Annotated in this window: 21 protein-coding genes; 20 read left to right on the plus strand and 1 reads right to left on the minus strand. The window is 43.9% G+C overall.

Translation table 11 applies throughout. The features are described 5' to 3' along the window. The first annotated feature begins 2 nt into the window (after window positions 1-2). The 12 genes from GKR71_RS06305 (at window position 3) to GKR71_RS06360 (ending at window position 12,384) form a co-directional block, all read left to right on the plus strand. Window positions 3-1,496 (plus strand): indolepyruvate oxidoreductase subunit beta family protein, encoded by a 1,494-nt coding sequence (locus GKR71_RS06305; RefSeq protein WP_154634065.1) that lies wholly within the window; start codon window positions 3-5, stop codon window positions 1,494-1,496. Window positions 1,497-1,506: 10 nt separating this feature from the next. Then, window positions 1,507-1,929, plus strand: a complete 423-nt coding sequence (locus tag GKR71_RS06310; RefSeq protein WP_036955269.1) for an acyl-CoA thioesterase — start codon at window positions 1,507-1,509, stop codon at window positions 1,927-1,929. Between the two features lie 28 nt (window positions 1,930-1,957). After that, a complete protein-coding gene (locus GKR71_RS06315; RefSeq protein WP_154599650.1) occupies window positions 1,958-4,273 on the plus strand; it encodes a bifunctional salicylyl-CoA 5-hydroxylase/oxidoreductase in 2,316 nt (771 codons plus the stop codon). 28 nt (window positions 4,274-4,301) lie between these two features. Further along, complete coding sequence (locus GKR71_RS06320) at window positions 4,302-5,429, plus strand: cupin domain-containing protein (protein ID WP_036955260.1); 1,128 nt, start codon at window positions 4,302-4,304, stop codon at window positions 5,427-5,429. Window positions 5,430-5,522: 93 nt separating this feature from the next. Beyond that, a complete protein-coding gene (locus GKR71_RS06325; RefSeq protein WP_154634066.1) occupies window positions 5,523-6,434 on the plus strand; it encodes a fumarylacetoacetate hydrolase family protein in 912 nt (303 codons plus the stop codon). An 18-nt stretch (window positions 6,435-6,452) separates the two neighbouring features. Continuing rightward, a complete protein-coding gene (locus tag GKR71_RS06330) occupies window positions 6,453-7,484 on the plus strand; it encodes a carbon-nitrogen hydrolase family protein (protein WP_036955252.1) in 1,032 nt (343 codons plus the stop codon). Next, window positions 7,481-8,236 carry a maleate cis-trans isomerase family protein gene (locus tag GKR71_RS06335; RefSeq protein WP_036955248.1) on the plus strand — a complete coding sequence of 252 codons (756 nt, stop codon included), beginning with the start codon at window positions 7,481-7,483 and terminating at the stop codon, window positions 8,234-8,236. The genes GKR71_RS06330 and GKR71_RS06335 overlap by 4 nt, the downstream gene beginning before the upstream one ends. 85 nt (window positions 8,237-8,321) lie before the next feature. Beyond that, complete coding sequence (locus GKR71_RS06340; RefSeq protein ID WP_036955244.1) at window positions 8,322-8,774, plus strand: MarR family winged helix-turn-helix transcriptional regulator; 453 nt, start codon at window positions 8,322-8,324, stop codon at window positions 8,772-8,774. 274 nt (window positions 8,775-9,048) lie between these two features. Beyond that, a complete protein-coding gene (locus GKR71_RS06345) occupies window positions 9,049-10,695 on the plus strand; it encodes a Na+/H+ antiporter (protein ID WP_036955239.1) in 1,647 nt (548 codons plus the stop codon). A gap of 245 nt (window positions 10,696-10,940) precedes the next feature. After that, entirely contained in the window at window positions 10,941-11,357 is a 417-nt protein-coding gene (locus tag GKR71_RS06350; protein WP_036955236.1) for a YybH family protein, read from the plus strand. 163 nt (window positions 11,358-11,520) lie between these two features. Continuing rightward, a complete protein-coding gene (locus tag GKR71_RS06355; protein WP_108479311.1) occupies window positions 11,521-11,790 on the plus strand; it encodes a zinc ribbon domain-containing protein in 270 nt (89 codons plus the stop codon). 36 nt (window positions 11,791-11,826) lie between these two features. Beyond that, window positions 11,827-12,384 (plus strand): class I SAM-dependent methyltransferase, encoded by a 558-nt coding sequence (locus tag GKR71_RS06360; RefSeq protein ID WP_036955231.1) that lies wholly within the window; start codon window positions 11,827-11,829, stop codon window positions 12,382-12,384. 46 nt (window positions 12,385-12,430) lie between these two features. Here the strand turns inward: GKR71_RS06360 and GKR71_RS06365 are convergent, their stop codons facing one another. After that, complete coding sequence (locus GKR71_RS06365) at window positions 12,431-13,051, minus strand: flavin reductase family protein (protein ID WP_036955226.1); 621 nt, start codon at window positions 13,049-13,051, stop codon at window positions 12,431-12,433. A gap of 680 nt (window positions 13,052-13,731) precedes the next feature. Between GKR71_RS06365 and GKR71_RS06370 the strand changes: the two genes are divergently transcribed. The 8 genes from GKR71_RS06370 (at window position 13,732) to GKR71_RS06405 (ending at window position 20,256) form a co-directional block, all read left to right on the plus strand. Continuing rightward, a complete protein-coding gene (locus GKR71_RS06370) occupies window positions 13,732-14,076 on the plus strand; it encodes a helix-turn-helix domain-containing protein (RefSeq protein WP_036955222.1) in 345 nt (114 codons plus the stop codon). A 131-nt stretch (window positions 14,077-14,207) separates the two neighbouring features. After that, complete coding sequence (locus tag GKR71_RS06375) at window positions 14,208-14,759, plus strand: fimbrial protein (protein ID WP_036955218.1); 552 nt, start codon at window positions 14,208-14,210, stop codon at window positions 14,757-14,759. 75 nt (window positions 14,760-14,834) lie between these two features. Next, the gene (locus GKR71_RS06380; RefSeq protein ID WP_036955213.1) at window positions 14,835-15,416 is read left to right on the plus strand and encodes a fimbrial protein; all 582 of its coding nucleotides are present in this window, start codon (window positions 14,835-14,837) and stop codon (window positions 15,414-15,416) included. A gap of 72 nt (window positions 15,417-15,488) precedes the next feature. Beyond that, the gene (locus tag GKR71_RS06385; RefSeq protein WP_036955209.1) at window positions 15,489-17,993 is read left to right on the plus strand and encodes a fimbria/pilus outer membrane usher protein; all 2,505 of its coding nucleotides are present in this window, start codon (window positions 15,489-15,491) and stop codon (window positions 17,991-17,993) included. 54 nt (window positions 17,994-18,047) lie between these two features. Next, window positions 18,048-18,776 (plus strand): fimbria/pilus periplasmic chaperone, encoded by a 729-nt coding sequence (locus tag GKR71_RS06390; RefSeq protein WP_154599646.1) that lies wholly within the window; start codon window positions 18,048-18,050, stop codon window positions 18,774-18,776. A gap of 31 nt (window positions 18,777-18,807) precedes the next feature. Beyond that, a complete protein-coding gene (locus tag GKR71_RS06395; protein ID WP_036955200.1) occupies window positions 18,808-19,200 on the plus strand; it encodes a hypothetical protein in 393 nt (130 codons plus the stop codon). Then, complete coding sequence (locus GKR71_RS06400; protein WP_154634067.1) at window positions 19,193-19,723, plus strand: fimbrial protein; 531 nt, start codon at window positions 19,193-19,195, stop codon at window positions 19,721-19,723. Before GKR71_RS06395 ends, GKR71_RS06400 begins: the two co-directional genes overlap by 8 nt. Then, complete coding sequence (locus GKR71_RS06405; RefSeq protein WP_036955195.1) at window positions 19,723-20,256, plus strand: fimbrial protein; 534 nt, start codon at window positions 19,723-19,725, stop codon at window positions 20,254-20,256. Before GKR71_RS06400 ends, GKR71_RS06405 begins: the two co-directional genes overlap by 1 nt. Window positions 20,257-20,264: the final 8 nt, after the last annotated feature.

The raw sequence follows: 20,264 nt of genomic DNA on the forward strand, positions 1-20,264 counted from the left end.
TAATGGCCTTACAGCCGATCAAAATCGCCATCCTTGCGATGGGCGGAGAAGGTGGTGGCGTTCTCGCTGACTGGATTGTCAATCTTGGCGAAGATAACGGTTATTTTGCGCAAACTACTTCTGTGCCAGGAGTGGCGCAGCGTACAGGGGCAACAATTTATTATGTTGAATTATTCCCTGGTGCTGATAACCCGCAGACCCCTTCACCTGTTTTAGCGTTAATGCCAATGCCCGGTGATGTGGATGTGGTGTTGGCTTCAGAGCTGATGGAGGCTGGGCGTGCAGTACAACGTGGTTTTGTGACCGCGGAGCGTACCACGCTGATTAGTTCGACCCATCGGGTTTATTCCATCGCAGAAAAATCGGCAATGGGGGATGGGCGAGTGGATAGCCAAGCGTTGATCCGTCATGCGGGGCAAGCCGCCCGCCAGTTTGTGCATTTTGATATGGCACAAGCTGCGCAAGAGAGTGGCAGCGTGATCAGCGCCGTGTTGTTCGGTGCGCTGTTTGGTTCGGGGGTTCTGCCCTTTAGCCGTGAACAATTTGAAGAAACCATCGTTCGTGGTGGCGTTGGCGTGAAACCGAGTTTGCGAGCATTTGCATTGGGTGCTGAAAAAGCGGCTCAGCCTGAAGAGGCTTATCAAGCAGAATCTGCAAAAGCGGTAGAAAAAACACCAAAAAACAAACATGTAGCAGCTCTCCTTTCTCAGATTGAAAGTCAGTTTCCTGACCATGTTCACTACCTTGCGACCGAAGGTGTTCGTCGGCTGGTTGATTATCAAGACCCTGCATATGCCGAGACGTACCTCAATCGATTGCAAGGGCTATTTGCGCAAAAAGGCGGTGATGACCCGCGTTTACAGCGTGCGTTAGTACGCCACTTAGCGCTATGGATGTCCTATGAAGACACCATTCGCGTTGCGGACTTAAAAATTCGTGATAGCCGTTTTGCCCGAGTACGCAGTGAAGTCCAAGCGAAAGATAACCAATTGCTCGACATCAATGAATTTATGCATCCAAGAATCGAAGAGATTTGCGAAACGCTTCCCAAAAATTTAGGCAATTGGTTGATGAAACCACATTGGGTACACAAAGCCGTTCGCAAATTGACGCAAAGGGGACGAACAATCACTACCAGTTCCTTATGGGGATTCTTACAGTTATACGTGCTAGCCGCATGGCGCAGAGGGCGCCGCTCAACGCTGCGTTATCAGCTTGAAAATAATCGTATTGAAAAATGGCTAGCCACTGTGGCGCAAGCCGCAAGCAGTAACCCTGCTTTGGCAACCGAAATTGCGCAATGTCAGAGAGTGGTTAAGGGGTATAGCGACACCCATGCTCGTGGATTGCGCAATTTCCAAGTTTTGATGGAAATTGTTGAACGTCATGGTAGCCAGCTAGCACCGATAAATTTACGTGAATTACGTGAAGCGGCGCTGGCGGATGAACATGGTAATGAGTTGAAAAAATGCCGTCAGCGTTTGGCGATGGAATAAGGATAGCATCATGAGTTTACTGACATTTTCTCGAAACCATCGGATCAGTTTTTCAGAATGTGATCCTGCTGGGATCGTGTTTTACCCACAATATTTCGTGATGTTTAACAATCTCATTGAGCGTTGGTTTGATGAATTACTCCCTGAAGGATTTGCAGGGTACATCCTCGATCAACGTTTTGGTTTGCCCACAGTGCATTTAGAGGCGGATTTTAAAGCGATTAGCCGTATGGGGGATGACGTTCAGCTTGAGCTGCATGTCGAACGCATTGGCGGTAAATCACTGACTTTACGTCAACGCTGTACCAGCCTTGATGGCGAGTTACGCATGGAAGTGACGCAAACCTATGTCACTACATCATTGATTACGCATCAGGCTATTCCTATCCCTGAAGCACTGTATAGCGCCTTAACCCAGCAGCAACCGGTGTAATGGCACAACGTAATAAAGGAGAAACTCCATGAATATCGTTTGTATCGGCGGCGGTCCCGCTGGGCTTTATTTCGGGTTGCTGATGAAACTGCAAAACCCAAGCAACCGTGTGGTGGTCGTTGAACGTAACCGCCCTTATGACACCTTCGGTTGGGGCGTGGTATTTTCGGATGCCACATTAAGTAACTTGCGCAAAGCAGACCCAGTCTCAGCAGAAACGATCAGCGCTGAATTTAGCCATTGGGATGATATCGACATTCACTTTAAAGGTAGCTGTAACCGCAGTGGCGGGCATGGATTCATCGGTATTGGGCGTAAAAAGCTCCTCAATATCTTGCAAGATCGCTGCCTTGAAGTGGGGGTGGAATTGGTATTTGAAACCCAAGTGGCGGATGACCAAGAAATTGCACGCCAATATGATGCGGATCTAGTGATTGCATCGGACGGGATCAATAGCGCAGTACGTACTCGCTATGAAAATATCTTCAAACCCGATATCGACCAACGCCGTTGCCGTTTTGTTTGGCTAGGTACGAAAAAGATTTTCGACGCATTTACCTTCTTGTTCGCAGAAAATGAACACGGTTGGTTCCAAGTTCACGCGTATCAATTTCAAGAAGGGTTATCCACATTTATCGTAGAAACCACGGAAGAGACTTGGTTGAAAGCAGGTATCGACCAAATGTCTCAGGAAGATGGGATTGCTTACTGTGAAAAGTTATTTGCCCCATGGCTGGATGGTGAAAAACTGATTGCCAATGCAGCACACTTACGTGGTGCCGCGATTTGGATTCGTTTCCCTCGCGTGATTTGTGATAACTGGGTGCACTGGACACAACCAACAAGCCGCAAGGAGGTTCCTGTGGTGCTGATGGGGGATGCCGCTCATACCGCCCACTTCTCTATTGGTTCAGGAACTAAATTGGCTCTAGAAGATGCGATTGAGCTGTGCGAAAGCTTGAAAGCGACTCAAGGAGATTTGCGCAAGGGACTTGAGCACTACCAAAAAGTTCGCAGTGTCGAAGTGCTAAAAATCCAGAATGCGGCGCGTAACTCAACCGAGTGGTTTGAAAACGTGCAGCGCTATGAAAACCTCGATCCTGAGCAGTTTGCTTACTCTTTATTAACTCGTTCTCAGCGCATTTCTCATGAAAATTTACGTGTGCGTGATGGTAACTGGTTAACTCACTATGAAAACTGGTTTGCCGAAAAATCGGGTTTACCTGCGCAGGTGGCTAATCAAAAAGTCGCCCCGATGTTGACGCCATTTCGCTTGCGAAATGTGGAACTGAAAAACCGTGTGATAGCGTCTCCAACGTTGCTGTATTGCGCAACTGATGGGCTAGTCAGTGATTTCCATCTGGTACATATCGGTAGCCGCGCATTAGGTGGGGCTAGCCTGATTATGACGGAAATGACGGCAATTTCTCCTGAAGCGCGAGTCACGACAGGCTGCCCGGGAATTTGGAATGATGCGCAAGTGGCGGCATGGAAAAATGTGACGCAATTTGTACACCAAAAAACGGATGCGAAAATTGGGATCCAACTAGGACATGCTGGGCGTCGAGGCTCAACACAGCGCGGTTGGGAGCAAGAAAACCATCCAATGAAACAAGGTAATTGGCCATTAGTTTCCGCATCACCATTACCTTATTTACCTTCAATTTCACAGACGCCCACTGAGCTAACCGAAGCCCAAATGGCAAAGATTATCGACCAGTTTGTGGCGGCAGCAAAACGCGCGGATCAAGCCGGTTTTGATTGGTTAGAGTTGCAAGCTGGGCATGGTTATCTGCTATCAAGCTTTATTTCTCCGTTAACTAACCAGCGTACCGATGGGTTTGGTGGGTCTTTAGAAAATCGTCTGCGTTTCCCGCTAGCGGTAGTGAGCGCGGTCAGAAAAGTATGGTCTGAGGATAAGCCACTGTCTGTGCGTATCTCTGCGACAGATTGGGTTGACGGCGGCACAACAGTCGATGAGGCGGTATTAATTGGGCAGGCACTTCATCAAGCGGGCGCAGATATTATCGACTGCTCATCTGGCGAAGTATCCCCTCTTCAACAGCCTGTTTATGGGCGTATGTACCAAACCCCAATGGCGGATCGTATTCGCAATGAAGGATCGGTGCCGGTAATTGCCGTTGGTGCGATCACTGATGCGGATCAAGTGAATAGCATTATCGCGTCAGGGCGAGCAGATCTTTGTGCGCTCTCTCGACCACTTCTTGCCGACCCTGCTTGGTTACTCCATGAGTGTGCTCGCTTTGGGTGGAATTCAGTCTCGTGGCCAGCACCTTATGAGTATGGTCGCCAACAATTAATCCAACAATCGAAAAGCCGTTAATGGCGTAAATGCGAGAGGGGGAAACACCATGACGATTCAGTCCCATGACCAATACAGAGAAAATGTCGCAGGACGCGCAGATGTGGAAGATACACCAGAATTGTTGGCGTATTACAAACAGTTAGATGAACTCAAAACGGGCGCATTGTGGACGGTTGCCAACAAAATTGAGCCGTGGCAGCCAAAATCTCAATCTGTGCCTGTGTTATGGCGTTACCAAGATTTACGTGAGCATGTTTTGCGTTCGGTGGATTTGGTGACTCCGGAAAAAGCAGGTCGCCGTGTTATCTACTTAAACAACCCTGGTCGTCAAGATGTGGCAGCGGCAGTGGGTTGGTTGTATTCCGGTTTACAGGTGATGCATCCGGGAGAAGCCGCTTCGGCTCACGCACATTCATCATCAGCATTGCGTTTCATCATGGAAGGGCGCGGCGCCTACACCATTGTGGAAGGGCAAAAAATGATTTTAGAAGCTAATGATTTTGTGCTGACACCAAATGGTACTTGGCATGAACATGGTGTGGAAGAAGGTGGATTACCGTGTATTTGGCAAGATGGTTTAGATATTCCATTAGTCAATGCAATGGAAGCGGGTTTCTACAAAGTTCACCCCGATTTGCATCAAGCACAAACTCGTCCAATTGATTATCCCGTTGGCATGTGGGGAGCGACTGCGTTACGTCCGCACCATGTGGGATGGGATAAGCCCTATTCGCCATTATTCAAATACCAGTGGGGACCCACTTATGAAGCGCTGCAACGCGCCGCAAAAGTAACGGATGGCTCAGTATTTGATGATGTATTAATGAATTACACCAACCCATTAACCGGCGGGCCAGTGATGCCAACGATTGGGGCTAGTATGCAGTTATTACGCCCTGGATTTGTCGGCAAAGCTCATCGTCATACGGGCAGTTTTATCTACCAAGTGGCGAAAGGAAAAGGGTATTCGATTATTAATGGGCAGCGCTTTGACTGGCAAGAGCGAGATATTTTTTGTGTACCATCATGGATGTTCCACGAACATGTGAATACATCCCAGAGCGAAGACGCGTGTCTGTTCTGTTTTAACGACTTGCCAGTGATGCACTCCCTTGGTCTCTATTATGAAGAGGCGCTTGTGGACAATGATGGGCATCAAAAAGTGATTAGCTAAGTTTTTATTCTAACTATTTGTTCCGATTACTTATTTTAATTGTTTACGTGAAGATTTCAGTTAGGTCTGAGACCTGACTCAAGGAGAAAAATTATGCGTCTTATTACTTACCGTTCAGATGTTACCGCAGCAGCACGTTTAGGGGCGATTGCTAACGAGCAAGTCGTGGATTTAGCGAGATTAGCGGAACAGAATGGTCAATATCTCCCTGATAATATGTTGGATTTTATTGATTTAGGTCCACAAGGGATCCGTGCAGGTACTGAATTATTAAACGCACATAAAGGGCAATTTCCTGCGGGAACTGCATGGCCAGTACAGAATGTAAAAATTTTAGCGCCAATTCCACGCCCAAGAAAAAACATTTTTGGGATCGGTCTGAACTATGTTGAGCACGTTGCTGAGTCGAGCCGTACTCTGGATACCTCTAAAGATCTACCAAAAGAGCCGGTTATCTTTTCTAAGCCGCCAACAACGGTGATTGGACCGGGTGATGCGATTGAACATAACAGCCAAATTACTCAGCAATTAGATTGGGAAGTGGAGTTGGCGGTGATCATGGGGACGCGTGCTAAAGGGGTTTCTGAAGCAGATGCCCTGAACTATGTGTTCGGTTATAGCTTAATGATTGATATGAGTGCACGTGATTGTCGCCGTGCAGGTCAATGGATTTACTCTAAAGGGCAGGATACCTACGCCCCATTCGGTCCTTGCATTGTGACTGCCGATGAAATTCCTGATCCTCACTCACTAAACCTGAGTTTGAAAGTTAACGGTGTAACCAAGCAAGACTCCAATACTCGCCATATGCTGTTCAATGTGAATGCGTTGATTGCTGATATCAGCAAAGGCATTACGTTGGAACCGGGGGATATTATCGCAACGGGCACACCTGAAGGGGTTGGTGCGGGTCGTTCCCCACAAGAGTGGGTATGGCCGGGTGATGTAATTGAAGCGTATGTCGAAAAAATCGGTGAGTTACGCCACCCAGTGGTTGCGGTATAACTCAAGGGAGATACTAACATGTTGAATCTACCTCAATTTAAGGCAGCGGCTGTACAGGCCGCCCCTGTATTCCTCGATACCGATGCTACCGTTGATAAAGTGTGTCGGTTGATTGAAGAAGCAGCGGATAATGGTGCCAAATTAGTGGCATTTCCTGAAGTGTTTGTCTCTGGCTACCCGTATTGGAGTTGGGTAATGAACCCGATTGATGGCAGCCCTTGGTTTGAAAAACTGTGCAAATCTGCCATTGAAGTCCCTGGACCTGAAATTAAAAAAATCGCCCAAGCCGCCGCTCGTCACCATATCAACGTGGTTGTGGGGGTGAATGAGCGCAATCCGAACGGAATTGCCACGTTATACAACACGTTAGTGACGATTTCTGATGAAGGTAAAATTTTAGGACGTCACCGTAAATTAGTCCCAACGTGGGCGGAAAAATTGACGTGGGCAAATGGGGATGCCTCCTCGCTGAAAGTTCACCAAACCAGCATTGGTCCTTTAGGGGCGTTGGCATGTGGCGAAAACACCAATACGTTGGCACGTTTCTCGCTATTGGCTCAAGGTGAGTTGGTTCATATTGCCAGTTATATTGCACTGCCAGTGGCACCAAAAGACTATGACATGGCGGATGCGATTCGTTTACGTGCCTCTGCTCATTGCTTTGAAGGCAAAGTATTTACCATCATTTCTTGTTCGACAGTCTCTGAAGAAATCGTTGAAGCCATGGCGGCGTCGCATCCCGAATCCCGTGAGTTGCTTGCGCGTCCAAATAGCGCATTTTCCGGCATTATTGGTCCTGATGGACGAGTAATTGGGGAACCATTGATTGATAAAGAAGGCATTGTTTACGCTGAAATTGATTTGAATCGCTGTATTCAACCACGCCAAATGCATGATATTACAGGGCACTATAATCGCTTTGATATCTTTGACTTACAGGTTAATCGTCGCCCATTAACGGCTGCTCGTTTCCATCATGGTGGGCAAGATGTCGATGAACTTAATCAGTTTGCTGAATCGGATGACTCTTCAGTGGAGAAAGGGCTATGAGCTTAGCGCGTACGTTTCGTATTGGGCAGATTGTGCCTTCATCTAATACCACCATGGAAACTGAAATTCCGGCTATATTACGCGCCCGTGAAGCGATGTTTGCAGAGCGTTTCACATTCCACTCTAGCCGTATGCGTATGCAGAAAGTGACTAAGGATGAGCTTGCCAAAATGGACTCAGACAGTGACCGCTGTGCTATTGAACTGTCAGACGCCGATGTCGATGTATTAGGGTATGCCTGCTTGGTTGCCATTATGAGCATGGGGAAGGGGTATCACCGAGTTTCGCAAAAACGCCTCCATCAATGCACCATAGATAATGGGCATCCAGCGCCGGTTGTCACTAGTGCAGGGGCATTAGTCGAAGGGCTACATGCCATTGGCGCGAAAAAAGTGTCGATTTTGACGCCGTATATGAAGCCATTAACGCAAATGGTTATCGACTATATTGAACATGAAGGTATTGAAGTGGTTGATAGCATCTCATTGGAGATCCCCGATAACCTCGAGGTGGGGAGACAAAACCCATTAGCACCAGTGGAAATCACCAGAAAGCTAAATACCAATGTGGATGCGATTGTGGCATCAGCTTGCGTGCAAATGCCGTCATTACCGTCGATTCAACTTATCGAAGATAGAGTGGGCTTACCAGTATTGTCTTCGTCTGTGGCAACAACTTACATGATGCTAAAAAAATTGGGACTTGATACGCGAGTGGATGGTTTTGGCTCACTACTTAGCGGAAGATTTTAGTTAAATTATGTTAAGAGTTCGATTTCCTTCTGCTACTCTGCTAGCTTCTAATGTCATAAAACCAGAAGCAAGAAAAGAGGAATTGATGCCTGAATCGAAAGTCTTCGTTGATAATTACCTGCCTGCTCTTTTGGGGCAGGCATGGATGCTAGTTTCATCTGAATTTCATGCGGTTGTAGAAGCCAATGGGCTATCAGTGTTGGAGTGGCGAGTGCTTTCTACATTGGCCAATAATGGTTCGATGGGGATCACTGAGCTGTCGCAAAAAACAGTCAGCAAGCAACCAACAATCACGCGGGTATTACAACGATTGGAACAGCAAGGGCATGTCATCCGTCACAATAACCATACAGGAAGTGACCGCCGTGTGACTTTAGTGAGTGTGACTTCTAGTGGTGTCGAGCTGGTCGAAGGGTTATTGATTGCAGCGGAAGAGCATGAAAGGCAGGTTTTAGCGCCTCTTGGTGTTCGCAAAAGCAAAATGCTCAAGCAGGTTTTACAAGAATTAATTGATAGACATAGCCCAGAAATCAAATAGATAAGTTGCATTAAAATACTCGGAATTATCCGTTTTTGATGAGTGATAAGGGTTTATACCAGAAGAATAGATTAAATCCTTATAAAACACGAGTATATTGAATGGATATGTAATGTATTGGAAATTAAGTAATATCCTGTAACACAATGATTGCTATCGTAGTTTTTGATTTATTTTGTTTTTTTATTTGGTAATAAATTGATGCTTTACATTGATTTGATTTATCTATTTACTGCAATGCAGATAACTAAGATAAACCATTATGGAGCACTCAATGTCAGTAGTGACACTTGTACTCGTTTTTTTACTTGCAGTCATCGTGAGCGTATTTGTTTCCCGATTACTTAAAGACATCATTCCATTGCCAATTATCCAGATAGCGTTAGGGGCTGCCTTATCGTTCTACGGATTTACAGTGGAATTCGAACCACATCTTTTTCTCTTTTTATTTATTCCTCCATTGCTATTTCTTGATGGATGGCGAATTCCAAAAGAAGCCTTATTCCAAGAAATTAAGCCAATTATGTCATTGGCGATTGGCTTAGTGGTCGTCACCGTTATTGGGATGGGCTTCTTTATCCATTGGCTGATCCCAACGATTTCACTGGCGGTTGCCTTTGCACTGGCAGCTATCCTTTCCCCAACTGACCCTGTGTCGGTATCTGCAATGACAGTGAATTCGCCACTACCATCGCGTATGGCGCACATTCTTGAAGGGGAATCTCTACTCAATGATGCGACGGGCTTAGTATGCTTTAGCTTTGCGGTTGTGGCTGCGCTGACAGGGGAGTTCTCTCTGGCATCTGCTGCGGGGCAATTTGTGCTGGTGGCATTTGGTGGGATAGTGATTGGTTTATTAGTCGCATGGGCAATTGGCTGGTTAAACCAATTCTTAGTCAAGCGCACAGGTGAAGAACCAGCTATCCAAATTATGATCAGCCTGTTAATGCCTTTTACCGCGTATCTGCTGGCTGAACATTTACATGTTTCCGGAATCCTTGCTGCCGTTGTTGCGGGTATTGCGATGCACTACGAAAAAATCGCAGGGCGTATGCAAGCGGCGACTCGAATGCAAAGTAAGGCAGTTTGGGACACGGTACAAACAGGTTTGAACGGCATGATCTTTATTCTACTGGGTGAGCAGCTACCAGGGATGTGGACCAATTTGCCTCAGGTGGCCGAAGCTGCAGGTGCTAGCCATCCTTGGATGCTGTTTGTGTATGTTGCCGTTATCACCATTGCATTAGGTGCACTGCGTTTTGCTTGGGTATGGATATCAATGACCCTGACAGTTTTCCACAATCGTCGTCGTGGAAAGCAAGCGGATGAAGTACGTATTCGCATGATGGCGGTGATGGCAACGGCGGGAGTTCGCGGGGCAATTACGTTAGCCGGTATTTTAACGTTGCCATTCTTAATGCCCGATGGATCATTATTCCCTAACCGTGATGTGGCTATCTTCCTCGCGATGGGGGTGATCCTGTGTTCGCTGTTAATTGCCAGCATCGCCTTGCCGATTTTAACCAAAGGTTTAGTGCAAGATTTACCTTATGATAACGATGAAATTCGCGCTCGTCTGGCACTCAATGAAGCAGCAATGGCACATATTCGTGAGCTGATGAACCACCCTTCTGATGATATGGATGAAATTGCGATGCGTACCGAAGTGGGTGCTCAGCTGTTAGAAATTTATGGTCGTCGTTTAGATAATACGGATGAAACAGAGTCAGATGTGTTTGATTTACATCGAATGATCGAGATGGAACGTTCGATGTCAGATTCGGCTCTGAAGGCGAAGCGGGAAGCGTTATATCAAATGCGTAAAGGGAAAAATATCAATGAGCGAGTGTACCATCGCTTACGTGATGAGCTTGATTTAAAAGAAGAAACATTAAATCACCATAAGAGTTCAAAACACTAGTTTCTAATTTACGACTAAAGGGCTTAAGGTAACTTAAGCCCTTTTTATATACTCATTGAAAAAAATTTTATTGCTGATAATGTAATCTCTAATTATATTCAGGAAAAAATTATGTCACAGCATGTAGCTCACCTCATTATTATGATGACCATCACTTAACTGGTGGGAGTTTGCTACATCCTCAACCCGCCAGATAAGGCGGGTTTTTTGTCCTTGTCTGGTTAGTATTCAACAAGGAGCCCTCTATGAATCTTTTCGACAATACTCAAAAACACACGCAAGAACTTGAAGCCCTAATTGCCAGCGCAGATCGCGCCATCACAGAAGAAAATTTCAGCTATTTAATGGATTTTTATTCTGAGAATGGCTCGTTAGTGGTGAAAGACGGTTTACATGTCCATGGAAAAGAGAACCTAAAGAAAGCATTTTCTGCTATCGCTGAATTTTTTAATCACAGCCTGCAAGTATCTCAAGGTACGGTAAAAGTTATTTTTGGTGAAGATTGCGCCTTAGTCTTAGCTGAAACTATTTTGAGTGCGCAAATGCAAGATGGTACGCCGTTTAATACTGTGCGAGATGCCACCTACGTATTTAAACTCATCGATGGTAAGTGGCTATGTGTGATTGATAATTCTTATGGAACTTCACTGCTCAAATCCTAAGGAAAGCTTTGTCTCATTCACCCGCGTGTGTCATGAAAAAATAGCGATATTCAGTTTACGTAATAAATGGTTTTTTATTGTAATTATTCAGTTTTACTGTTGTCTCTGGAGTTAAGTCTAAGGTTTATACTCGGGACAAGAATAACAGTGGAGGATATTTATTATGTCAATTTTCAGCTGGTTATTTAACCTCGGCAGAAATCGCTATAACTCGAAACGCGATAACCAATATTGGGGTCATTCAGGGCATGGCAGCAGTTCCAAGCATGGTTCTCGAGGTAAGCATGGCGGGAGTTATCAGCACAATGATGGTCGAGGCGAAGACAACTATTTTTCACACGGACAAAACATCCAAAAAATAAGATGCCGACAATGCAAAAGTGCCGTAGACCCAAATGCCAATTTTTGCGGTGAATGTGGAGCATCAATTTAAGGAAATAGAAAAGGTATTTTTGATTCAGGAGGAAGCATGGCGGAATCGTTTTTTTCTCATAAAAATCATTACCAGCTCTACGTTAAGAATTTCATTGCATCACCAGCTTCGATGGGAACGGTGTTCCCATCATCTCGTTGGTTATGTCATACCATGATTGACAATATTGACTGGGCTCAATGTCATCAAATTGCAGAGATTGGTGCGGGTAACGGCGTCATGACTCGCTATATTGTGAACAAAATTACGACGCAAACACGTTTAGATCTCTATGAAATTAATCGTGATTTTATCGATATTTTAAATCAGATTGATGACCCGAGAGTGGCTGTTAATCCATGTTCAGCAGAATATTTATTGGGTGATTATGATTTGATTATTTCAGGAATTCCTTTTCTGTCCCTGAATAAAAAAACCAGCATGCGAATATTAAAACAGGTGCGTCAGAGCCTATTAAAGAATCAGGGTAAATTAGTGCTATTTCAGTATACCCAAGGTTGTGAACCGCTATTTTCACGTTATTTTTCATTCACAAAAGAACGTGTGTATCGCAATTTTCCACCTGCATGGGTGTATACCTGTGTCCCCAAATAATGAATCTTAGGCCAGTGTGATAGAAACTGGCCTAAGACTTTTTACGTTATTTAGGGCGATACATTTCGAGTTTTTGTTGCTCTTCAATCCAATAATAATCCGCAGGTCCGCCTGCCCGCATCAAAGGTTTTTGGCGAGCACTGTTATATAAGCCTTGCTCTAAGGTAGCTTCATCGATATGCACCATTACCACTTCTCCCATGATCATCCACGTATCCAATAGGCTACCGTCAGCGCGTTTTAATTGCTGATATTCAGTGACTACACACTCCATGGAAACAGGCGTTTGGGCGATGCGCGGAGGCGTAATCAATGTGGACGGTAAGGTGGAAAGCCCAGTAAGGTCAAACTCACTTTCTCCACGAGGTAACATTGCACTGCTTGAATTGACCTGCTGCCCAAGCTCAAGAGTTGCAAGATTATAAACGAACTCACCTGTTTCGATTGCATTGGTGACGGAATCTTTTTTCCCAACGCTCGAGAAGACCAAAATGGGCGGTGAATAATTAAAGATATTGAAGAAGCTATAGGGCGCAAGATTGGTGTTACCTTGCTTATCGCATGTGGAGATCCAGCCAATAGGGCGTGGACCAATTAATGAGGGTATCGGATCATGGGGAAGCCCATGACCTTGTTGCGGTTGGTAGCTGTAAAACTGAGTTGTCATTATTGGCTCCTTTTTTTGTTATCCTAACGGATTAATTTATTCTAGTTAATATTAGAAAATGAAAAGTGCACGATATGCATAGTTTAAGCATGATATGGATAATGGAAAATTTATCATGATTAATATGACTTATTTTGATGAATTTAAATTATATTTAAAGTTTTATTGAATGAATTTATAAAACACAAAATATGAGTTATTTAAGTATATTTTTATTTCTCATTAAAATATTAAGTTTTTATGTTTGATATTCTTGATTTTTTATTTTTAATAAATTTAAATAAGTTATTATATGCGATATTTATAATTGGATAATTTTCTTTTATTTAAATTGAAATAATGTTTTTTTTAAGGGGTATCATGATTAAGATAAGTGAATATTTAAATTACTAGCTAATTATATTATATAGTCTTATTTGTGTAACCTATTGATATTTAATTTTATATAAATCAAATTCAGATATTAAAACGATCAATAAAGTTAATTTGATAGGTATTAACTATTAAATCATATATTTTCGATCGATATAAACGTATTTACAGATTTATTTCCTGTATCTATATTTTAATAAATTAAATTTCCTGCACTTTGGATATATCCATTTTTTATTACGCTATTTGCTCAATGAATTGGCTATCTTTGAGTAAATGAAATTAAAGCTATTTAAACTGGTTTTAATATGATGAAAAACAAATATCGATTACGTGAAGAAGTTGGTTTATTTATTCGGGAAGCACGGCTTAATTGCTCATTAACAGGTGAGGAATTAGGGCGTATGCTTCATATTAGTCAACAGCAAATATCTCGCTATGAACGTGGTATTACGAGTGTAAATATAGAAACGCTTGACGCCATATTAAAGAAATTAGGTAAGGATTGGTCTGAATTCTTTTTCAAAGTTATTGCTAACTATTCAGATGAAATAGCAGAGATAAAATTACAAGATAATTTTTTATTTCAAGATAAAAAATCAAAATATTCCTATTACGATAAATTAAAATTCAAAGCCTTACATGATCTTTAATCATGATTAATTAAATTAACATGTTCTTTGGTGATTATATAACTAATTGTTATTTAATGTTTTTCTGTTCCATTAATTATTTGATGGTGTATTGCGTTTCTCCTATTTTTAAACGAAAGGAAAGTCATTATATGAAACTTAATCAGTTAGCAATCATTACACTGCTGGCAACATCAGCGACTTCTTTTAGTGTAATGGCAGAGAATACAGGTACGGTGAATTTTATCGGTACAGTGGTGACTTCACCCTGCAATATTGCACAACCATCGTTAAAACAAACTATTGATTTTGGTCAGCTTTCTCGCCGTGGTTTAGAGAATGGCAGAACGGCTGAAGTGAATTTTAATATTGAATTAACAGGGTGTGATTTTTCAGATTACACCAAAGATGGTACAGGGGCGTCAGCAGCAGTGAAAAGCATGGAGTTAGTCTTTACAGGGCAAAATTACGCCGATGCGGGTAACACTTTGCTTTCAACTTCTCCGGGCAATGTAAACAACGTAGGTATTGGTATTGATGGTTTTGAATTTGGCAAAGCTAAGGATATTTTATCGCGAATTATCAATAAGAAGGGGGATAACACCTTAACCTTCAAAGCATTAGCTAAAGCTATTGATACCACAAAAGATGTCGCTGAAGGTAAGTTTAGCGCCGTAACTAACTTCCGAATTACCTATCAGTAAGCATCTGAGTCTACCGCCAGTGAATAACTGGCGGTATCAATACGGAGTTGAAGGAGAAAGTTGAGGGAGACAATTGTGATTGTTTATCAACGGGTAACTCGCCAATTAGCTCAACTGATGACGATGACCATTCTGATGTGCCTGATGATTTCGGGGGCGGCGGCGAATAAAAAAATAGAGCTTGATGGCAGCGCAACATTGAAAGGTATTGTTATCGCTACACCGTGTTCGGTTGTAATTGAAAATAGATTTCAAACGATTGATTTTTCACCTTTGGCAATCCCCCTGCTTGGTACAAAGTTGCAGCGTGAGCAGCATAACCAACCTTTTATTATTGAGTTACGAGACTGCGGAAGCCTTTACTCTTTACTCGACAGTAAAACATGGTCTATTCGATTTGCAGGGGAAACAGCGGAACACATTGATGCATTTGTACTAAGAGGCGCATCACAAGGTCTTGGGGTTTCTGTCCTTGATAGCCGTTTTAATACATTGATTCCAGGGCAATATTACCCTTTGGCAAATAATGTATTACGGCAAGACAAATCAGGGAAAGCGCTCTATCTACAGTACTTTTTACGTCTAGAGCTAACTGGGCGACCTATTCAAGCGGGTAACTATCAAGGGTTAATCCGTTTTTTTATCGATTATCAATAAATTGCAGATAAACATGATCTCGAAGTCATTTTCGAGAGGGGCACACTCGTCGCATTTGGGATGGTATAGAGCATGATGTTCAAACATAGCAAACTAAGACAGACGATTTTATTGGCGCTAAGTATGGGAATTGGCAATAGCTATGCTGCTGAATTTAATACCGATGTGTTAGATGCCGAAGATATGAATAACATTGATATGAGCCAGTTCTCTGTTGCGGGATATGTTCCACCTGGAGACTATGTTTTGACTGTTTTTGTTAACGGTCAGCGTTTAGGCGAGCCGCGAGATGTTGCTGTTTTTGATGATAACAGTACAAAAAGTGTAGGTTCTCAGCAAGTGTGTCTGGCACCTCAGTTGCTGGATTTTATGGGACTAAAAAAATCTGCGGAGGAAAAAGTCACATTATTTCATGATGAAAAATGTTTGAATTTTTCGGCTCTGGCTGGGGTACAAACCAAAGTGGACTTGCCTTCTATGTCCCTAAAAATGACCATTCCCCAAATGTGGATGGAATATCGTGATCCTTATTGGGTTCCCCCAAAATTATGGGAAGAGGGGATCAATGGTTTGTTTGTGGACTACAGTGCGAATATTTCTGCCACAAAAGAGACCGATGGCGACAAGCGTGTTTACTTATCTGGTAATGGAATATCGGGCATTAACATTGGGGCTTGGCGGCTGCGTGGTGACTTCAATGGGACTTATCAAAAGCAACATGGGGGCAGTTATTCGCAAGAAAAACACAACTTTGATTTCAGTCGGTTATATGCTTTTCGATCATTGAAAGAAAGCGCTGCTTTGCTCACGCTCGGGGAAAATAACTTTTACTCGGACGTGTTTGATTCTTGGCAATACACGGGTATTTCGATTGAAAGTGATGATCGCATGTTGCCGCCAAAATTGGTGGGATATGCCCCTGAAATTATCGGTGTGGCAAAGACTAACGCCATTGTGATCGTTCGGAGTCAGGATCGGATCATTTCAGAAACTTCGGTGCCACCGGGACCTTTTCGCATTCAAACCCTTGATAGCGGGATCCGTGGTGTGCTGGATGTGACGGTACGTGAAGAAAATGGGGAAGAGAATAAATTTAGTCTTAGTACTGCATCGCTGCCCTATTTAACTCGTCCGGGTCGGGTAAATTATAAAGCGGCGCTGGGGAAAACACGTTATGACAATCGACATTTAACGGGAGATCCCGTCATTAGTGGTGAATTGTCATATGGTGTATCAAATGCGTGGTCGTTGTATGGGGGAACTCAACTTAATGCCTATTACCAAAGTGCCGCTTTAGGGATTGGGCGTGACTTGTTCTCTTTTGGGGCTGTCGCGGTGGATATTACCCAATCTTTTGCTGATTATTCAGATGACGATAAAAGTCACTTACAGGGGCGCTCTTACCGTTTTAATTATGCGAAGTCATTCGAGGATCTTCGTACCGATATTACTTTTGCGGGCTACCGTTTTGCAGATAAAGAGTATCGAACGTTAATGCAATATATGGATGAGGACAGAACTGGGCATTCACCGCAAGCCACCAAGGAAAATTACCAAGTCTACTTAAATAAATATTTTGATGATTTTAACTTCTCGTTAAATTACCAGTACAGCACCTATTGGCAGGATGACCCACAAACCCAGTACGGTTTATACGCCAATACAAGCCTGAATTTTGCTTCCCTTTCCCAATATAGCGGCAATATTGCTATCTCCGCGACGCGAACGGAGCGAAGTAACGGTTATGAAGATGATGCCATTAACCTTTATTTGACGATCCCGCTGTACAGCGGACATAGCTTGACGTTTTCTGAGTTGTACTCTCGTTCCAATAAAAAGAATCAATATAACCATAATGTGGGATATAGCGGTTATGGGGAGAGGGATAATTACAGCCTAACGATGGGGTATAACCACGGGCAAGATGTGGATAGCCAAACGAGCTTGAGCGGTTTTTATTCCCGTGACCTCTCGGATGCCAGTGTGTCCATTAATGGCAGCTATGTCCCTCATCAATACCGCAGTATTGGGGCATCGATTAATAGCGGGATCACAATAACGACCAAGGGAGCCGCGCTGCATCGCTCTGCCCACGGTGATACTCGCTTAATGGTGGAAACTTCAGATATTGGCGGCGTACCACTGAATCATGGCGTTACAAAAACCAACCGCTTCGGTTTAGCGGTGATCCCAAATGTGAATAGTTACCGTAAATCCTCGGCTTCCATTAACACCAGTAAATTACCTGAAAACATTGAAGCGCTCAGTGCCACCAGCGACATCACGCTTACAAAAGGCGCGATTGGCTATCGAAGTTTCCCTGTGATGAAAGGGGAAAAACTCTTCTCGGTGATCACCTTACCGGATGGTAAAAAACCACCGTTTGGTGCCAGTGTGCGTAATGAGGTGAATCAAGAACTTGGGATAGTCGGAGAAGAAGGGGTGACCTGGTTGGTGGGGATCGAGAAGAATACCGCGTTGTGGGTTTATTGGCGTAACCAAAAACAGTGTCAGATAACGTTGCCAGACAGGTTAACCACATCCTCTTCAATGCTGTTACTACCATGTCAAAAATAACTGGCATGTCAAAAATAACGAAATTTTTATTCTCTTTAATCTATGAGGTTGATTATGTTGAATTTTAAACCTATTTTTGCAGCATTGATAAGCGGGCTTATTGGAATACCACAAGCCTCTTATGGCGCGGTGACTCTGGATAGAACGAGAATTGTTTTTCCGGGTAATGAAAATTCTATTAACGTGCGCATCGCGAATGATAATCCCGAAGAAGCCTATTTAGCGCAAAGTTGGATTGAAGACCTTCAAGGTAAAAAACTCACTCAAGGCGCGATCCTTGCCACGCCACCATTACAGCGGATAGAAGCCAATAGCCACAGCCTAGTGCGCTTGAGCAAAACGCCATTATTAAGCCAATTACCCGATGATAGAGAGTCCGTTTTCTATTTCAATTTGCGTGAAGTTCCGCCGAAATCCACGGAAGAAAATACACTGCAAATTGCGTTGCAATCCCGCGTCAAATTGTTCTATCGCCCTGAAAAAATCCTCGAAGCTTCTCAAACCAAATGGGCGCACAACATTACGTTGCAAAAAACGGCCAAAGGCTACCGTTTGAATAACACCACGCCGTTTAACTTAACGGTGATTGGGGTGGGGAATAGCAAGAAACAGTCGGAAGAGAGCAGCTTCGAGGTTGTTATGGTCGCCCCTAAATCCACATTCGAGATTAACAGCCACACGCTGACCACCCCTTATCTCACTTACATCAATGACTATGGCGGCAAGCCAACACTGGTATTTCGTTGCCAAGGAGACACCTGCACAGTCTCCGGGGAACAGTAATAGAACCAAGGCATAAAAGGGGAGAATGAGGATGAATATTATCCGGTTAGCTATCGGGATTATCACAATGACCGTAAGTGCTTGGGGGCAAGGAGAGGAATTTCTAGGCAGCGTGCCACCCACTGAATCCCATTATGAATCTTCACAGGCGGGCTGGTTTTTGGTGAATGCCACGCTATTCAATGCCCCGTGTGGTTTAACGGTAGGGAAAACGCTGACGTTGACCCATTGCGGCGCAGGAGTTGCATTCAGTGAAAATAAACATGGAGCAAAAACACCGGCAATTTTGCTCGTGGTGGATATGTTAACGGGGGAAGAAACAGTGCGTTACCCCGTGGCACTTATTGATGGAAATAACCCCGTTCAGCTTCCTTCTGTGATTGAGAGTGCGCATCCACTGCGACTGGAGGTGAGTTATGAGTAAGGTAACCCTGTTTTGGTGGCTGCTAGCGCCCCTTTTCTGGAGCTTTTCGACTCAAGCTAATGCGCAATTTCTGGATGTGGAATTTAGCGGAGAGTTAGTGCATTTATCCTGCAAAGTGAGTGCAGGTTCCGTCAAAAAAGAGATTCAATTAGAAAATTTACGTATGGAGTCTCTTAATCTGGGGGAGACCAGCGTTATCACGCCGTTTTCCATTGAAATTGACCATTGCCAGCGTGCGGAGCTGGGAAAGCTCATCAAGATAACGTGGCATGGAACGCAGCTAGTGAATATTGATGGGGATAACTACCTTATCACTCAAGGTGATAGCGGCGTGGTACTGGGGATCATGGATAGTAAAGATAAACTCATTGATTGGGATGAGCCTATCGATGTGGGCAGCGTTGCAGTGGTGAATGATGAGCAATCTTTGTCCTTTGGTGTGGTAGCGCGCAAACCTCCTTATGGTTACGTTGGCACAGGGAATTTCTCCGGTTGGGCTACATTTTCCGTGGAGTATAAATAGTGAAGCAAATCAATAAAATCAGGAAGTATTGGTGGGGTTTTCTGATATTTATCTCACCGGTGGTTAATGGGGATGTGTTTGTGGATGTCGTGGCGACAATGGTCGATCCTGCTTGCCACGTACGTAGTGAAAATAACGATTCACCACTGCAAATTAATTTTGGGGTGGTTGAAATTAATGGCGCGCCAGGGGTTTCGTTGACCAAAGATTTTCCGGTGTATATCAGTGGGTGCTCAGGGAGAAAAACGTTGTCGGTGTTACTCAACCCAAAAGGTTATGGAACGGAAGAGTACCAAGGTCGCCAAATCTTATCCACCAGCGCAAAAGGGTTGGGGATCGATTTTTTTGATATCACGGATGGACTAACATTTCCTTTAGAGCTCAATCAAATACAAACTATTACACCACAACCTATCAGCGCGACGGAGCACCGTATTAATCTTCAAGCAAAGTTGGTGAACACTCGACCACTAAGCCAATTACCCGCAGGAAGATTTACGTCGGCCATGATGATCTCAGTCACTTATCACTAATGGGAACA

It is taken from the genome of Providencia sp. wls1922, assembly GCF_009706505.1.
In the GTDB taxonomy this organism is placed as follows: domain Bacteria; phylum Pseudomonadota; class Gammaproteobacteria; order Enterobacterales; family Enterobacteriaceae; genus Providencia; species Providencia lanzhouensis.

Excerpts from the sequence above, each read along its gene's own strand:
- GKR71_RS06370 (WP_036955222.1), top strand. The coding sequence starts at position 13,732 with ATGATGAAAAACAAATATCGATTACGTGAAGAAGTTGGTTTATTTATT.
- GKR71_RS06365 (WP_036955226.1), bottom strand. The coding sequence starts at position 13,051 with ATGACAACTCAGTTTTACAGCTACCAACCGCAACAAGGTCATGGGCTT.
- GKR71_RS06320 (WP_036955260.1), top strand. The coding sequence starts at position 4,302 with ATGACGATTCAGTCCCATGACCAATACAGAGAAAATGTCGCAGGACGC.
- GKR71_RS06335 (WP_036955248.1), top strand. The coding sequence starts at position 7,481 with ATGAGCTTAGCGCGTACGTTTCGTATTGGGCAGATTGTGCCTTCATCT.
- GKR71_RS06305 (WP_154634065.1), top strand. The coding sequence starts at position 3 with ATGGCCTTACAGCCGATCAAAATCGCCATCCTTGCGATGGGCGGAGAA.
- GKR71_RS06325 (WP_154634066.1), top strand. The coding sequence starts at position 5,523 with ATGCGTCTTATTACTTACCGTTCAGATGTTACCGCAGCAGCACGTTTA.
- GKR71_RS06395 (WP_036955200.1), top strand. The coding sequence starts at position 18,808 with ATGAATATTATCCGGTTAGCTATCGGGATTATCACAATGACCGTAAGT.
- GKR71_RS06375 (WP_036955218.1), top strand. The coding sequence starts at position 14,208 with ATGAAACTTAATCAGTTAGCAATCATTACACTGCTGGCAACATCAGCG.
- GKR71_RS06315 (WP_154599650.1), top strand. The coding sequence starts at position 1,958 with ATGAATATCGTTTGTATCGGCGGCGGTCCCGCTGGGCTTTATTTCGGG.
- GKR71_RS06345 (WP_036955239.1), top strand. The coding sequence starts at position 9,049 with ATGTCAGTAGTGACACTTGTACTCGTTTTTTTACTTGCAGTCATCGTG.
- GKR71_RS06340 (WP_036955244.1), top strand. The coding sequence starts at position 8,322 with ATGCCTGAATCGAAAGTCTTCGTTGATAATTACCTGCCTGCTCTTTTG.
- GKR71_RS06385 (WP_036955209.1), top strand. The coding sequence starts at position 15,489 with ATGATGTTCAAACATAGCAAACTAAGACAGACGATTTTATTGGCGCTA.
- GKR71_RS06350 (WP_036955236.1), top strand. The coding sequence starts at position 10,941 with ATGAATCTTTTCGACAATACTCAAAAACACACGCAAGAACTTGAAGCC.
- GKR71_RS06400 (WP_154634067.1), top strand. The coding sequence starts at position 19,193 with ATGAGTAAGGTAACCCTGTTTTGGTGGCTGCTAGCGCCCCTTTTCTGG.
- GKR71_RS06330 (WP_036955252.1), top strand. The coding sequence starts at position 6,453 with ATGTTGAATCTACCTCAATTTAAGGCAGCGGCTGTACAGGCCGCCCCT.
- GKR71_RS06390 (WP_154599646.1), top strand. The coding sequence starts at position 18,048 with ATGTTGAATTTTAAACCTATTTTTGCAGCATTGATAAGCGGGCTTATT.
- GKR71_RS06360 (WP_036955231.1), top strand. The coding sequence starts at position 11,827 with ATGGCGGAATCGTTTTTTTCTCATAAAAATCATTACCAGCTCTACGTT.
- GKR71_RS06355 (WP_108479311.1), top strand. The coding sequence starts at position 11,521 with ATGTCAATTTTCAGCTGGTTATTTAACCTCGGCAGAAATCGCTATAAC.
- GKR71_RS06310 (WP_036955269.1), top strand. The coding sequence starts at position 1,507 with ATGAGTTTACTGACATTTTCTCGAAACCATCGGATCAGTTTTTCAGAA.